The sequence below is a fragment of the Enterocloster lavalensis genome, from assembly GCF_046603895.1.
Taxonomy (GTDB): domain Bacteria; phylum Bacillota; class Clostridia; order Lachnospirales; family Lachnospiraceae; genus Enterocloster; species Enterocloster lavalensis.
Map to the genome: position 1 here is coordinate 3,736,199 of NZ_CP176637.1, position 15,635 is coordinate 3,751,833.

Below are 15,635 nucleotides of genomic sequence, written 5' to 3' on the forward strand. Positions count from 1 at the left end.
CGATTACTTTCGCAGGTAGAAATTGTGCCGGGCGCCGCGATCATTTTCCACCCATCTGCCCATGGAGTCTGATAAAAACGCCGCCTTCCCGTTGAAACATGATTCTGCTGGCTAAAATAAGTATTATAGTGTAGAATGTTTAATAGACGGGCAAAAGATAAGTGATAGGAGTTTGAATTATGAAGAATCCCAGATTTAAAGGTTATATATATTGGGGCGTGACGCTGTTGGCTGTGATCGCCTGCTCAGTGGCATTCGTATTTTTTCTGCTGAAGTTCCAGATGGTGGCAGCGGCGGCGGGAAAGCTGGTGGACGTACTTATGCCCATCATCTACGGCGCGGTGCTGGCTTACCTCATGCTGCCGGTTTACAACAAAACCAGACGCTATGTGACGGAGAATCTGAGCGTTAAAGTCAAAAATGAGAAGATGGTCCAGAGCGCGGCCAGGGGACTGGGGACGCTGGTGAGCCTGCTTCTGCTGATCGCCATTGTGGTGGGATTGTGCTGGATGCTGCTGCCCCAGATTTACACCAGCATCCTGGGTTTGCAGGAGAGCTTCAGCGAAAACATCAACAACCTGTCCATTTGGCTGCAGAAACAGCTCGCGGACAACGAGGCTCTGGAGCAGATGGTGGTTCCGGTTTACGAACAGGTTACGGACAAACTGGAAACCTGGCTGTACGACACCCTGGTGCCCAATATGTCCATGGTGATCAACATTCTCTCCACCGGGCTGCTGGGCGTGGTCACGGTGCTGAAGAACAGCCTGATCGGCCTCATTGTGATGGTGTATTTCCTGAATATCAAGGATACGCTGTCCGCCCAGTCTAAAAAGATCGTATACAGCCTGTTCCCCCTGAAGCAGGCCAACCGCATCATCGAGGAGGTCCGCTTCACCCACAGCGTGTTCGGCGGATTTATCACCGGGAAGCTGCTGGACTCCTTAATCATCGGTGTGATCTGCTTTTTCTGCATGCGCCTGCTGCGGATGCCCTACGTGCTGTTAGTCAGCGTGATCATCGGCGTGACCAATGTGATCCCGTTTTTTGGTCCCTTCATCGGAGCCATCCCCAGCGCCTTTTTGATTCTGCTGGTGAGCCCTATGAAATGCCTGTATTTTCTGCTGTTCGTGCTGGTGCTGCAGCAGTTTGACGGAAATATTCTGGGCCCCAAAATCCTGGGCGAGTCCACAGGACTTCCCAGTTTCTGGGTGCTGTTTTCCATCCTGCTCTTCGGCGGCCTGCTGGGATTTGTGGGTATGGTGATCGCGGTTCCCACCTTTGCGGTGTTCTATCATCTGACCTCGGAGTACGTGAACCGCTGCCTGGAGAAAAAGGCGTTGTCCCAGAGCACGGACGATTACCGGGATCTGGATTATATCGACGAGGCGGGCAACGAGTACATTGAGCGCAAGGAATAACGGACAGGGAAGGTGAGACGTTGAACATACAGATTTTCGGCAGAGGGAAATGCTTTGACACAAAAAAGGCCCAGCGCTATTTTAAGGAGCGAGGCGTGAAATTCCAGTACATTGATCTGAAGGAAAAAGAGATGAGCCGCGGGGAGTTCCGAAGCGTATGCCAGGCCGTTGGCGGCTACGGCGCCTTGTTGGACGAACATGCGAAGGATAAGGACACTCTGGCGCTGCTTCGGTATCTGGCTGAGGAGGACCGGGAGGAAAAGCTCTTTGAGAACCAGCAACTGATCCGCACTCCTGTGGTTCGGAATGGGAAATGCGCCACCGCCGGGTACTGTCCGGAGATTTGGAAGGGATGGAGCTAAAAAATAACATAAAATTTTGAGCGCCCGGCTGGTTGTCAGCCGGGCGTTTTCCATGAACAGGCCGGACGGGGGAAGGGAGCATAAATCCAAGGATATCGCTTGTAAGAAGGGTTGTTTCTTAGTATAATGAAACCATTGAATACCAATTTTTGTAACTGATGATGGCAGATAAAGGAGAAGGGGCACGTGGGAGAAGAGAATCGGTTATTGGAGGAACTTGCGCTCTATGAAGAGCAATGCGGCTGCCTGGAAGAGCAGGTTGTGGAACTGTCAGGCCGGATCAAAAACGCGGAATTTTTGGACGAAAATGCGGCCCGGTCGTTCGCAGAAAAATTGTTGGGCCTGGTTGAGCAGCAAATCCGCTGCGAGGAGCGGTTTTGCCGCGAAATACCGGGGGAATGGCCAACCTCACCGGCACAGGTCCGTGAAATGCTGAATGAGGCGCTGCGCATGAAAATGGTTCAGCAGGTGAACCGCTTTTATGCGCTATGCGGAGATGAGCGTGTTGGCGGGAAATTAAAAGCGGAGCAGGAGAAGCTGCGCGGACTGCTCTCGCCGGACAGCCCGGCGGGGGAGCTGGAAAATGCGCTGGAGCCGTATGTCCAGTATGTGCGGACATTCGATATCATTAACCGGAGAGCGGAGGGGAGCACGCGCATCGGATTTCTGATGCGGTTTTTTGATGAGGAGCTGGTGGATGCGCTGGCGGAACACCGGATACAGGAGCGGGAGGACACGGCTGTGGAGCCGCAGGCGGGAGAAATGGCTGCGGGAACGGGAAGCGCTGTGAAAGCGATGAGCGCTGGTCTTGTGAAGCCTGCTGAGATGGATGGGAGCTGTGAGGCGGAGACAGCCGCCACGGATGTGGATGCAGGGGATTTAGAGGCGGCGGACGAGACAGAAGTGGACGCGGTGGTTTGGGCGGAAACGGTGGGGGTGCCGGAAGAGGAAACGTTGAAGCTGGTTGAGCCGGGCGAGGAAACGTTGGAGCTGGACAGGCCAGGCGAGGGAACGTTGGAACTGGGAGAGCCGGGCGAGGACGTTTTGGAGCTGGACGAGCCGGACGGGGGAACGTTGGAGCTGGGCGAGCCAGGCGAGGAAGTTTTGGAGCTGGTCGGGCCGGACGAGGAAGCGTTGGAGCTGGACGAATTAGGCGAGGAAGATTTGGAACTGGGCGAACCGGACGAGGAAGATTTGGAGCTGGGCGAACCGGACGAGGGAGATTTGGAGTTGGGTGAGCCGGACGAGGACGTTTTGGAGCTGGGCGAACCGGACGAGGAAAATTTGGAGTTGGGCGAGCCGGGCGAGGAAGTTTTGGAGCTGGGCGAACCGGACGAGGGAGATTTGGAGTTGGGTGAGCCGGACGAGGAAGTTTTGGAGCTGGGCGAACCGGGCGAAGAAACGTTGGAGCTGGACGAGGCACTCGAGGAAATTTTGAAACTGGAAGAACCGGACGAGATAGTTTTTGAGCAGGAAGAGGCAGGCGAAAACGTTTTGGAACTGGACGAGCCAGGCGAAGAAACACTGGAACTGGACGAGCCAGACGAAGAAATGTTGGAACTGAACGAGCCGGATGAAGAAACACCGCATCTGGAAGTACCTGACGAGGAGACTCTGTACCTGGAAGTACCGGAAGAAGAATCGCTGGAGCAGCCTGCCCCGGAGCCTGCCTCCGAATCCGAAGAATCCGCCCTGCCGGCCGACGACGCGGCGGCAGCGGAGCTCACCCCCCTTCCCAAAGACCTGCTTCAGAAAATGAAGGAAGCCGGCGTTTCCTTTGCAGCAGGTTCTCAGCCGTCAAGCTGGAAATACGAGGAGCCGAAGAACCGGAAGAACTCCAAGCAGAGACTGATTTTAGAAAAAATGTTCAGACTGGCCAAAATGCTTCGGGATTATGGATATCTGGATCAGGAACTGATCGGTATGATTGCGTCGGATATTCCCAAAAGCGAATTGAAACATGCCATTGTGGAGACTTTGAACCGTGGCTGGATCGCAAAATGCGTGCATGAGGGGTATCCGGTTATCTATCTGGAGTCTGCCCTGGCGCCGCGTATCGCACTGGACATGCAAAGCGGAGATGTGCAGGTAAAGGTAGAGACATACGGGGAAGCGGCCAAAGATGAGTGCGGCGCATGGAACCATTATCTCTACGCAGTATTACTCAAATATTTTATGAAAATGCCGGGGATACAGTCAATCCAGGTGCAAATTGGCCCCTACTATACAGTGATACAGGGCGAATACGACGGAAAAACCATTGCCGCAGAGATCGCTGCGTTCCCGGAATCTGTAGAGCAGAGCGAGCTGGAACAATATACAAGAAGCGTGGACGCTTGCGCGGCCGCAGAAGGAGCCGCCGTCATACATGCCGCAGCAACCCGGGAAGCGGCGCTGGGCCTTGGCAGGTGGTGGAAGCAGCGCTTTGGCTCCAATCAGCCAGAACATTACCTGTTTGACGCGGAAACAGGTAAATTTGTCGAGCTTCAGGGTGAAAATGCAAATGGAGCGCTGCTTACGGAGGCTTTAAGAAGCCTTGGCGCAGAAGTAGAACTTATGGCCCCGGAGGCGGATCAGGAAACGCAACAATCAGAGGAAAACCAGCCGGAAGCGCCAGGGCCGGAAGAAATTCAGCCGGAGCCCCCCAAGTGTGAGGAAACCCAGCTGGCTGCGCAAAATCCGCAGCCCCAGCATTCCGTTTCCCCCGTCCCGCAAGATCCTCATCCCGGCGAGACGCCCCAGGCGTACGCTTGCCCCGCGGACCAGGCTTCCGCCATGCCCCAACCTTCTTCCGCGGATGATAAAAACCCGGACAAGAAAACCGCTGTCATAGACTGGGAGAGTACATACCGGAATATCCAGGAGATGCTGGCCCAGGACAAGTATTACTGCGCATTTCCCTATCTGACCGCCAAGGGCCTGAGCGACAGGCGGTTTTACCAGGCGCTGGCTTATGCCTTCAACGAGCCCGTTTCCCGGTGTGAATACACGTCCACGGGCATTTTCGACATATTCCAGTCCGAGGATATGAGCGGCGACGAGCTGATGCGGTACCTGTACCTCGCGGCGGCCCTGCGGAATTTCTTCTATAATCATGTGGAACACGACTATATGATGGAACCGCTGCACGGCAGCCTCCAGGGATTTATGATCGAGAACATGCCGCTCAATGAGCTGATATATGAATTTAAATCCTTCAAACGCGAATTTTCCAAGGGGATCGATTACTATGCGGATTACCGCTGCCGGGAGCGTTTGGAGGTCGAATCGCAGATTGAGCGGGTGACGAAGCAGGCCGAGAGCTTTTACGAATTGATTCTCGCCCCCTTAAAGGAGAGCGTGCCCCAGAAGCGCTTTTTAATCACTCAGGACCTGATTTTCAAACGGGGTTCCATGATTGCCGGATGGCTGGAAAGCGTGAAAAACGACGAACGGGAGCTGCGGGACTACCTTCTGGAGGAAGTGCAGGCCAGATTCATCAAAGACGGCTGCACGGTCTGCGAGCAGAACCTGGATCCGGAGAAAATCAACCGCTATCTGGATGAATGCTGGGACGAGTCCGTCAAGAGTATTCTGGCGGGCAAAAAGACCTCCGACCTGATGGGAAATCTGCGCACAAAGCTGTACAACCGCATTTACAAGAACCTGGTGCCGGTGTGCTGCTGGCTGGAGCTGGTGGACCGCTCCGACATCGCGGAGAACGACCCGGTGCTGGCGGAATACCGCAGGAAAAAAGATACCTGGCTGGGGCTGATTGAAGCTGCGCTGGAGCGCAACCGCGAGCTGGAAAAGACCGCGGTTTTGAGCCAGGTTGCAGGACTCCACTGCCTCAACCAGGCGCTGTGCGAATTCAAGCGCAAACTGAACGGCGAATATCAGGAGGCGGAACAGAAGTATTTTTATGTGAACCTGCTGAGGAACGACCAGGTGCTGTTGACTGGCGGCTATACGCCGGATCTGCGGGACCGCTGTGAGGAATTGGGTGGATTTTCCCTGGAAGAACGCTTGATTCTGCACTCAAAACAGCCCGAGCGCGAATGGGAGGAGCGGCTCTACGAAATCTTCGAGGGTGAGAACGAGCAGCTCTACGATTACGGCTCCGGTGAAATGATCCTGGCCTATTTGAATGACCTGGGTCTGAGCGACGGGCTCAAAACCGATTATGACGTGAGCACCTATGTGAAACGGGAGCGGGTGGATTTCCGGTATAATAACTTTGTGGAGGAGTTGGAACTGGCTCAGAGCTACGGCAAGATTTACGACACCAAGCGCAACCAGAAGCAGCATATCCTTTCCGTCTCCGAGGCCTGGTATCACGCCACGCTGGAGAGCAACAACTACGGTTTCTACTTCAAGGTGCTGGCCCGCTACCGGGAAAAGATCGACGAGGACGCCAGAGAGCAGGGAATTGTGCACCGCAGACAGTTTGAAAAGCTTCTGGCGGAGCATAAGGAGTACGCCGGTTGCCCGGTGGCCGGACGGATTGAGGAAATGCTGAAGGTGCAGAACTACACGGTGGCCGAGGACCTGATCCGCAGGCTGCGGGTGGGGGAGACGGAGTTGGCGGAAAATGAATTTGCCGCGTCCGAGGATTACCTGACCCATTTCTGCGATACCTTCGACGAAAACCACCGCCTGGCCGGGACGTCGGGGCGGACGTTGAAAAATGAAATCGCCTCCGGTAAGTTTAAGAAGGACATGAAAGGCGGACAGCTCCTCATCGACAACTGGCTGGTTTCCGGACAGGAGATGGGCACGGAGAAAATGAAGCGGCTCATGGGCCGTCTGGGCTTCAACGTGGAGAAGGTTCAGAAGATTTCCGACGATAAGCTGGAAAAATACACCATTCTCATGAAGCGTCCCCAAAACGGCAGAAGAAACAACTTCAAGCACCCCATTGCGGTGTTTGGAAGTCTGGCCGCGCAGCAGCCCATCCAGGCATGCTGCCTGTACGGATATTTTGACACGGACCGTCTGATCGAGACCTGCAAGAGCATCGGAACCTCCAAAAATACCATTGTATTTCTGGATTACAAGCTCTCTATGGCGGAGCGCCGCCGTCTGGCGCGGAAGATGAAGAACGAGCTTCCCGAGAAGGTATTTGCCATCGTGGACCGGGTGGTGCTGGTGTACCTTGCGGCAAATTATAACGAGACCGCGGTCAACAAAATGCTGATGGCAGTGACCATGCCCTATACATTTTACCAGCCCTACGTGTGGAAATCCTCCAACGACATGCCGGCGGAGCTGTTTATGGGGAGAAAACGGGAGCTGGACGAGATCGAGTCCCCCAACGGAGCCAATATTGTGTACGGCGGCCGTCAGCTGGGAAAATCCGCCCTGCTCAAAATGGCTGCCAAGGAGATCGACCGCAACGAGAACGGCGACCGGGCGGTGTTTATTGAAATTAAGAAAATGAACGTGGAGCAGACGGCGGCCCACGTGTCGCGGGAGCTGATCGACTGCGGCGTGCTGGAGGACGGTCAGGAGACCGGCGACTGGGACGAGCTGGCGCGCAGCCTGAAACGGCGGCTCAACGTGGAGGGGGAGAAACGGATTCCCTACCTGCTGCTTCTGTTGGACGAGGCGGACGTATTCATCGAGCGCTGCGCCGCGGTGAATTACGCCCCGTTGGACGCTTTAAAGAGCGTGCAGCAGATGGGTGTGGGGCGGTTCAAATTCGTGATCGCGGGCCTGCGCAACATCGTGCGGTTCAACCGGGAGGCTGCGCTGGGCAACAACAGCGTGATCCCCCATTTCAGCGCCATCACCGTGCGGCCGTTTAACGTGGAGGATGCGAAGGAACTGCTGGAGGTCCCGCTGAGCTATCTGGGCCTGCGGTTCCCGGACGCGTCCATGGAAACGCTGATCCTGGCCACGACCAACTATTTTCCGGGCCTGATCCAGCTGTACTGCGCCCGTTTGCTGGAATCCCTCAAGGAAAAGGCTTACGGAGGCTACGATGAGAGCAACACGCCGCCCTATCTGGTCAAGGACAAGCACATCGAGAAGGTGCTGGCGGACCAGGAATTTTCCGACCAGATACGGGAGAAGTTTTTCATCACCCTGAAGGAGGGCGAGGACAACTATTATTACATTATCTGCATCCTGATCGCGTACCTGTACCACACGGAGGGCGCGGGCGAGGGGTACACGGCAAAACAGGTGCAGGACCTGGGCCGGGCCTTTGAAATCGACAAGATTTCCCAGCTCCCCGAGGAGCGGCTGTATGCGTTTATGATGGAGCTGTGCGAGCTGAATGTGCTGTGCGAGCAGGAAGAAGGCGGTTTTGGCTTCAGCCGTTACAATTTCTTCCAAATGTTGGGAAATACCCTGGCGGACGTGGAGAATGAGATCATTGGCTGCATGGACGGAGCGGGAGGTGTGTAATGGAAGAGATTTGGTGGAGACAGGTGACCAATGCGCGCAAATTCCGGGAGGAGATACAGGACGAAATCTTCGATCTCCACAGTATTGTCATACAGATACCGGAAAAACTGCAGTGGTACGAGGAGCTGCAGGAAATGGTCCGGGAGGAGCTGCACAACCGGGAGTCGGAGCGGCTTCTGGAGCGGATCGACGATTCCGGTGAGTCCATGGAGCCCGGCGAGCTGGTTTTAAGGCGGTACTGCAAGGAGGAGCGCCAGGCGGATTACCGGCCCAGCAAAACCCACGGCCAGTTTCTGGCCGGGTGTCCGGATATCGTGCTCAACACCCGGTATATCTGGGTGTCCAATCTGAGCTATGAACGGTACCGGAGCTGGCTAAAATTTCTCGCGGAATACGAGCGCTCTGTAAAGAGCAAGAGCAAGGGCGTTTTTATTCTGGAAGTGAACGAGGCCGTGGGAGCGCTGCGGAAAGAGCGCAGAATCCACAATATTGTGTGGAAGGACATGGTAGGGCGTTACGACATCACCATGTTTGCCCTGCTGTTGCTGTCGGAGTGGAAAAAACCGGATATATACAAGCAGTATGTGGCGGAGCTGGCCTCCGCGCTGTCCGCGGACAACGCCAGGCTCTGCGGCGCGCTCTCCGCGGCCAGGCTTGAGCTGGCGGAAAATCCTCAGCAATGCTTAGAGAAACAGTGCGAAAAGCTGGATTTCCCGCCGCCCCCGGCGGAGACTTCGGCAAAAGCGGTCTGGGAGGTGCAGCTGAAAGTGCTGTTTCCCATCACCGAGCAGTTCCGCCAGCAGTTTACCGGGCGATACGGAAGCCAGATCGAGCGGCTTCTGCCCCTCCAGGCGGTCTACGGTGAGGTGTTCGACGAGCCGGGCACGGTGGAGCTGGGCACGTTAAAGTATCTGTGCGACCTGGGGAAACTGGCTGTGGCCGGCGAGGATTTGAGAAGGCTGGTGTTGTTTCACAAAACGAGGAATACACTGGCCCATCTGCAGACAGTGGATTACACGGAGGTGGAGGAACTGTTGCGTTTTGCGGCGGGCGGGGATAAAAATTGAGGAACTGACCTTGAGAATGGTGCTATTCCACTTATGTCATGCATAAGATGTAAAAAACATCCTCAGGGGGATTCGTTTGAAGGAGTACATTGAAGAACGGGCCGTAGCCATCGCCAATTACATTATAGACCACAATGCAACGGTGAGGCAGACAGCGAAAAAGTTCGGGATCTCCAAGTCCACGGTACATAAGGACGTTACCGACCGATTGGAGCACATCAACCCGACCCTGGCATCTCAGGCCAGGGTGGTTCTGGATGTGAATAAATCCGAACGCCATATTCGTGGCGGACTGGCCACGCGTGAAAAGTATCAGCACAGACTTCAGATGTGCAGCAAAGACGACGATTAAGGCGCGCCCGTTCAAAAGGGATTCAAAATTGAAACGAATGAGGAGAAAGCCGTTCCGGTTTGGGGCGGCTTTTTTGTTGGATGCGGTGTGCTGTCGGCGAATCCTGCGACGCGCCGTCTGCTCAGCCGCCGGTGCATCCCGCGCCGCGCCATCTGCTCAAACGTCGGTGCATCCTGCGTCCCGCTATCTGCTCAAACGTCGGTGTATCCTGCGCCGCGCCGTCTGCTTAAACGTCGGTGTATCCCGCGCCGCGCCATCTGCTCAAACGTCGGTGCATCCCGCGCCCCGCCGCCTGCTCAGCCGCCGGACAACCGCGTTTTTGCATTCTCCTGCCGATGGGATTCCAAATATTCCCACAAATACCCGCAAAACCGCTCCGTATTAGCCGCAGACAATTCCGACGGCGATTTATGCGTGAGCATATAAAGCGTGCGCTTAGGCGGCGCAGGATCCAGCTCCAGGATTTTAATCGGAAATTGTTCCGCCAGGCCCCGGGCCGTGGTGGAAGGCATGATCGTCCAGTAATCCCCGATCTCCAGAAATCCGGTCAATATGGAAATGCTGGAGGCCGTGACCAGGGGGCGGCAGGAAGCGCCGATATACTGGTCGTGCCACAGGCGGAATTCAGGGCCCCAGCCAACGTTGCTGTTAAAATGGGAGCCGGTGAACAGCTCCCGCTCCGGCGCCAGCCCGGCGGGGTCGACGGGGGAATTCCACGGGCAGGACTCAGGCGCCACCAGCACCATGTCGTCCTCCATCACCGGCCGTACATTTACGTGGGGATCGCTGGTGTGGTAGAGGGCGAAGCCAAGGTCCGCCTGTTTTTTGGCCACCAGGGCGTAGATCATATCCGCTGGATAGCATTTGATATCCAGAGAAAAGCCATGGAGTGAGACCAGGTCCTGGTACAGGGGCGTCAGGTTGTAGTCCAGAAAGCTGTCCACCGTAGCCACGGACAAGTGGGGGGAGTCGTCCGCCCGGCTCAACTGATCCGCCTCGTTCCAGAGGGACAGCATCTGGGCGGCGATGCGGGAAAATTCCGTGCCCTTGGGCGTTGGCACGGCGGCCTTCACCCCTTTTTTGCGCTCAAACAGCTCGAAGCCCAGCTCCTCCTCCATGGCACGCAGCCGGGAGCCGGCTGTGGATGGCGACAGGTATAAAAGCCCGGCGGCCTTCAGGAGATTTTTCTCCTCAAAAATGGTCATAAAAAGCTGCAGATCGTCACGGTTCATGAGATTTCCCCTCCTGGTCGGAATATCAGGGGACGGCGGCCGCCCCCTATACATCCAGCATGGAAATGCGGCCGGCATTTGCCAGGATGAAATCCCGGCGGGGCTCCACATCATTTCCCATGAGAAGGGAAAAGGTGCGGTCGGTATCTGCCAGGACGTCCGAGTCCGTCCCGCCGCCGGTGGTCACCTTCAGCAGCACGCGGCGTTCCGGGTCCATGGTGGTCTCCCAGAGCTGCTGCGCGTCCATTTCCCCCAGTCTCTTGTAGCGCTGGATCTTGTAAGTGCCGTCCCGTCCGTTTTCGTCCAGAATGCGGGACAGCTGTGCGTCACTGTAAGCATACCAGAGTTTGCGCCCTTTTTCTACCCGGTACAGAGGCGGCTGGGCCAAAAAAATATGCCCGCTGCGGATCAGCTCCGGCATGAAGCGGAACAGGAAGGTCAAAAGCAGGGTGGTGATGTGAGCGCCGTCCACGTCGGCGTCGGTCATGAGAATGATTTTGTGATAGCGCAGCCGTTCCAAAGAAAAGCTCTCCAGAATCCCGGTGCCAAATGCGGAGATCATGGCTTTGATCTCCGCGTTGGAGGAAATCTTGTCCATGGCGGCCTTCTCCACGTTGAGGATTTTGCCCCGCAGGGGCAGCACGGCCTGATTTTCCCGGCAGCGGGCAGCCTTGGCGGAGCCGCCTGCGGAGTCTCCCTCCACGATGAACAGCTCGCAGTTCTCAGGATTGCGGCCGGAACAGTCCGCCAGCTTTCCGGGCAGGGTGAGGCCGGAGAGAGCGGTTTTCCGGCGGGCCAGGTCCCTGGCGCTTTTGGCTGCGTCCTTTGCCTTGCGGGCCAGCATGGCCTTGCTGCAAATGGCCTTGGCCGCATCCGGGTGTTGTTCCAGAAACAGGATCATGCGGTGGTATACCAGGCTGTCCACCGCGGGCCTGGCCTGGCTGCTGCCCAGCTTCTGTTTGGTCTGGCCCTCAAACTGTGGGTCCTGCATGCGGACGCTGATGACGGCGGTCAGGCCCTCGGTCAGCTCCTCGCGGCAGAGGGGAGGCGCGGACTCCTTCAGCAGATTGAGACTCCGCGCACAGTGGTTCAACGCACGCACCAGGGCGCTGTGAAAACCGGTTACGTGGGAGCCGCCCTCCGGGGTGGAAATGTTGTTGACAAAGCTGTACAGGCGCTGGTCGTAACCCGCGGTGTGCTGAATGGCAAACTCCACCTGAATATCCCCGGAATCCGCGCTGCCGCAGATGATTTCGCTGTAAAGCGGGGAGGCGTCCTGGTTTAGCCAGTTTACAAAATCTTCCAGACCTTTTTCGCAGAGAAAATGGTCCTGGCGGGGAAGCGTTGGCTGAGGCAGATTCGGGGATTCCTGGGACTTGGAGGCATAGGCGGTTGTAGCAGCGGGAGTGGTGGTGTTGGAACCGTTTTTGCAGTCTACCCGCAGGTCTGTCAGTGTCAGGGACAATCCTTTGGTGAGAAATGCGGTCTCCCGCATCCGTTTTTTCAGCACCTCATACTGAAATACGGGGTCCCGGAAGATTTCCGGGTCCGGGAGGAAGGTGACAGTGGTTCCGGAGACGGGGACCGTATCTGGAGCGCCTTGCCGCTTCAGGGAAAACGGGGCCTCATTCCGCGCTGAAGGAATCGGATCATCCTGCCGCGCCAAAGGTCCGGTTGCGCAGCCCCACGCCGCCTCTTCCTTTGTCACCGCCCCATCCGGCACGCCCCGTGAATAGCTTTGCTTCCAGGTTCCGCCATCCCGCCGCACTTCCACGTGAAGCCACAGGGACAGTGCGTTGACCACGGAAGCGCCAACGCCGTGGAGGCCGCCGGAAACCTTGTAATTGCTGCTGTCGAACTTCCCGCCCGCGTGAAGCACGGTGAAAACCACCTGGAGAGCGGACAGGCCTGTTTTTTTCTGGATGCCCACCGGGATTCCCCGTCCATCGTCGGCAATGGTAACCGAGCCGTCCCAGTTCAGGGTAACAGACACGGCGCTGCAATGTCCGGCCAGGGCCTCATCCACCGCGTTGTCTACGATTTCGTAGACCAGATGGTGGAGTCCGGCAGAGGACGTGTTGCCAATGTACATTGCGGGCCGTTTGCGCACTGCCTCCAGGCCTTCCAGAATTTGGATTTGTTCTGCGCGGTATTCATTTTTCACCACAGTGCCCACGGCCTCGGGCTGGGATGGGGAGGGTCCTTCTGGTCTCATAGCGATGCAATACTCCTTTTCCTTGCTATACATTGTCGGCAGCCGCAGGCTGTCGATAAGGGTTACGTTTCCTTGCTATACATTGTCGGCAGCCGCAGGCTGTCGATAAGAGTTACGTTTCCTTGCTATACATTGTCGGCAGCCGCAGACTGTCGATAAGGGTTACGTTTCCTAATTATATCAAATTGGCCGGAAAAGCCTTGACGGATTTTCCGGCATAATATAGCGAAAAAACGGTCAAACGTCCCCTCTTCTGTAGTTACATAAAATGGGAAAATGCGCTGTTCGTGCTGTAAAGCTCCGGTTCGTGCAGGGCTTCTTGCGGGGCGGCTGTGAAATTGATATGATATTCACATACTATTGAATAAAGAAGGGAAATGAGTATGGTTAAGAAAATGACTTGGGCTGTGCGGACTCCGCAGATCTGTCTTGGATTTGTACTTCTGGTGATCGGCTATGTTATGTTTGCGATGACGAATTTTTCAGTGTTCGATGCCATCAAAGGGCCGGTTGAGCTGACAGCGGAGATGAGTTTACAGGAGATGGAAGGGCAGTATGTGTCCTACGAGGTAAAATATCCCCTGGGCACCTACATGGAGGAAACGGTCACTAAAAAGGTGAACGGCGTGAGCACCGGTACCTCCAGATCCCGCCTGGGGTACATCGTGTACGATGAGAACCGGGAGGATTTCCTGGCGGTGGAGTGCGCGGTGAAGCAGGAAGACGAGATGGAAGATCTGGCGGACCAGTTCTGGGCGGCCCTGGACGGTCAGGGTGATGTGGCTGAGACCGGGATCGTGATCAAGGGAAGCCTGGAGCTGCTTATGGGCGAGGATCTCAGATATTACAAAAAAAACCTGGGTTCCGTGCTTGACGAGGTACCGGAGTCAGCCTATGTGATTACAGGTGGAAAGATTAAAGGAGATAAGATTGGAGAGATTTATGGATTCAGCGCGCTGGGTGTTGTCATAGCTGTGCTCGGAATCGCATTGCTTGCAAAATCTTCCTCCAAGGAGATCAGCCGGAGCGTAGCCGCCTACCTGGCAGCCAACCCTCAGTTCAAAGCGGAGGAGTTGGAGCAGGATTTTGCAGGAGCGGTGAAGCTGGGGAGTATATGGGTCGGCAAGCGCTGGACCTTTGGTATGCTCTCGGATAAAATCGCAGTTCACAACAATGATTCCATTATTTGGGTCTACCCCTATTCTGAGCGGAGCGGTAAAAATACAATCAGCAAGATGGGCGTGGTATTCCTGGATGGATCGTTTGCGTCCGCGATTCTGTCCGGTGGGCGCACGAAAAAAGCCATGGCGGAGTACGACCGCCTGGGCCATATCGTGACCGGAAACGACATGTCCTACCGAAATACGCTGGCTGGCGGGCTGAGCGAATTCCTTGCGCTTAAGTATTACCCGGCCAAGGGCATGAGCGCTGCCGCAACCCAGGAGCCGGCGCCGGAAACGGACCCGGAGCAGGAGGCGTAGCAGCGGACCTGTAAAAAACAGATCAAGGGTGTAGCTGCGTATCCGTAAATCGCCGGATCAAGAGTGCAACTGCGGATCCATAAAACGCCGAATCAAGGATGTAGCTCCGAAACCGAAAATGTTGGATCAATAGCGCAACTGCAGATCTGTAAAATGCCGCATTCAGCTGCGTCCCCTCAATCTGCAACATGCGCAGCAACACAGAAACATATCTGAATCCACAAAATACATAACAGCAGGCCGCAGCCTCTGATGAAATTCACAGAGTCCGCGGCCTGTTTGCGTCCATTTGCATGTCAAGTCCCATTCTTTTAGAATACAGCCTTCAATTTTATGTTAACCGCATACCCGCCAGTCTTACCCTACTTATCCCGCGCTGTCTCCAACCAGCACTGCGCCATCTCATACTGTTCTCTGTTAAACGTGATTTTGCCCTTGCACAGGGTGAAAAATCCCTCCTCCTTCAACTGCCGTATCGTCCGGTTCAAGGTTTTCACGTTGATGCCGATCTCCTCCTGAAGGAGCTGCCGGGTCCGGCTGATGGTGACCTGCTTTGGAGGAGCAGGGCTGTCGATGCCGTACTGGCGGCCATATTTTACCATGTAGTCCAGCAACAGATACCCGGGCGGGTAAAAGAGCTTTGCGCCGTTGTTGTAGGACGAGCGATAGAGCTTAAATGCCGTGTGCCGGCTGGTGAGCCTTAAAATGTTGATGTCCTCGGACAGCCAGCGCTCCGCGTCCTTGCGGCTGATGTAGGCCACCACGTTTTCCGTCACCGCCTCGATGGTGACGGAGGTCCGGGGCATCCCGGCCAGAATGGTTACCTCCCCGATGAAATCGATGGCCTTGTTACTCTCGATCATATAGACATTGCCATTTTCAAATTCATTGATCACCCGGTTTTCGCCCTGGGCTACGATGCCGAAGTACCCAAGCTCCATATTTTTCTGATGGATAATGGACCCGGCGGCATGTGTGCGCACCGTGCAGCGGCTGCGGATGTCCTCGGGCATATATCGTGTATATTCCAAAAGCTTTGGAACCTTTCGTTCCAGTTCGGTCAGCGTCATTTCTCTCCCTCGATTCTTATGTACTGCGCAGTGTTGGACCGCGTT

Annotated in this window: 9 protein-coding genes; 6 read left to right on the forward strand and 3 right to left on the reverse strand. The window is 55.8% G+C overall.

The window, feature by feature from the left end:
• Positions 1 to 179: 179 nt before the first annotated feature.
• From ACK2JC_RS16765 to spoIIID, 5 genes are all read left to right on the forward strand, one after another.
• The gene (locus tag ACK2JC_RS16765) at positions 180 to 1,421 is read left to right on the forward strand and encodes an AI-2E family transporter (protein ID WP_024737722.1); all 1,242 of its coding nucleotides are present in this window, start codon (positions 180 to 182) and stop codon (positions 1,419 to 1,421) included.
• Positions 1,422 to 1,441: 20 nt separating this feature from the next.
• Positions 1,442 to 1,783, forward strand: a complete 342-nt coding sequence (locus ACK2JC_RS16770) for an arsenate reductase family protein (protein ID WP_276851966.1) — start codon at positions 1,442 to 1,444, stop codon at positions 1,781 to 1,783.
• A gap of 186 nt (positions 1,784 to 1,969) precedes the next feature.
• A complete protein-coding gene (locus tag ACK2JC_RS16775; protein WP_368272211.1) occupies positions 1,970 to 8,173 on the forward strand; it encodes a hypothetical protein in 6,204 nt (2,067 codons plus the stop codon).
• Complete coding sequence (locus ACK2JC_RS16780; protein WP_320937173.1) at positions 8,173 to 9,240, forward strand: hypothetical protein; 1,068 nt, start codon at positions 8,173 to 8,175, stop codon at positions 9,238 to 9,240. Before ACK2JC_RS16775 ends, ACK2JC_RS16780 begins: the two co-directional genes overlap by 1 nt.
• Before the next feature lie 76 nt (positions 9,241 to 9,316).
• Positions 9,317 to 9,592: a sporulation transcriptional regulator SpoIIID gene (gene spoIIID / locus ACK2JC_RS16785; RefSeq protein WP_007719085.1), complete on the forward strand. Its 276-nt coding sequence runs from the start codon at positions 9,317 to 9,319 to the stop codon at positions 9,590 to 9,592.
• A gap of 296 nt (positions 9,593 to 9,888) precedes the next feature.
• Here spoIIID and ACK2JC_RS16790 read toward each other — a convergent pair whose 3' ends face one another.
• Together ACK2JC_RS16790 and ACK2JC_RS16795 are read right to left on the reverse strand one after the other, a co-directional pair.
• A complete protein-coding gene (locus tag ACK2JC_RS16790) occupies positions 9,889 to 10,824 on the reverse strand; it encodes a LysR family transcriptional regulator (RefSeq protein ID WP_320937172.1) in 936 nt (311 codons plus the stop codon).
• A gap of 46 nt (positions 10,825 to 10,870) precedes the next feature.
• The gene (locus ACK2JC_RS16795) at positions 10,871 to 12,988 is read right to left on the reverse strand and encodes a type IIA DNA topoisomerase subunit B (RefSeq protein ID WP_411338521.1); all 2,118 of its coding nucleotides are present in this window, start codon (positions 12,986 to 12,988) and stop codon (positions 10,871 to 10,873) included.
• 434 nt (positions 12,989 to 13,422) lie between these two features.
• On the opposite strand from ACK2JC_RS16795, the gene ACK2JC_RS16800 reads away from it, so the two are divergent.
• Positions 13,423 to 14,520, forward strand: coding sequence for a DUF6709 family protein (locus tag ACK2JC_RS16800; protein WP_320937170.1), 1,098 nt, complete (start codon positions 13,423 to 13,425; stop codon positions 14,518 to 14,520).
• 362 nt (positions 14,521 to 14,882) lie between these two features.
• On the opposite strand, the gene ACK2JC_RS16805 is transcribed toward ACK2JC_RS16800, so the two are convergent.
• Positions 14,883 to 15,590, reverse strand: a complete 708-nt coding sequence (locus tag ACK2JC_RS16805; RefSeq protein ID WP_320937169.1) for a Crp/Fnr family transcriptional regulator — start codon at positions 15,588 to 15,590, stop codon at positions 14,883 to 14,885.
• Positions 15,591 to 15,635: the final 45 nt, after the last annotated feature.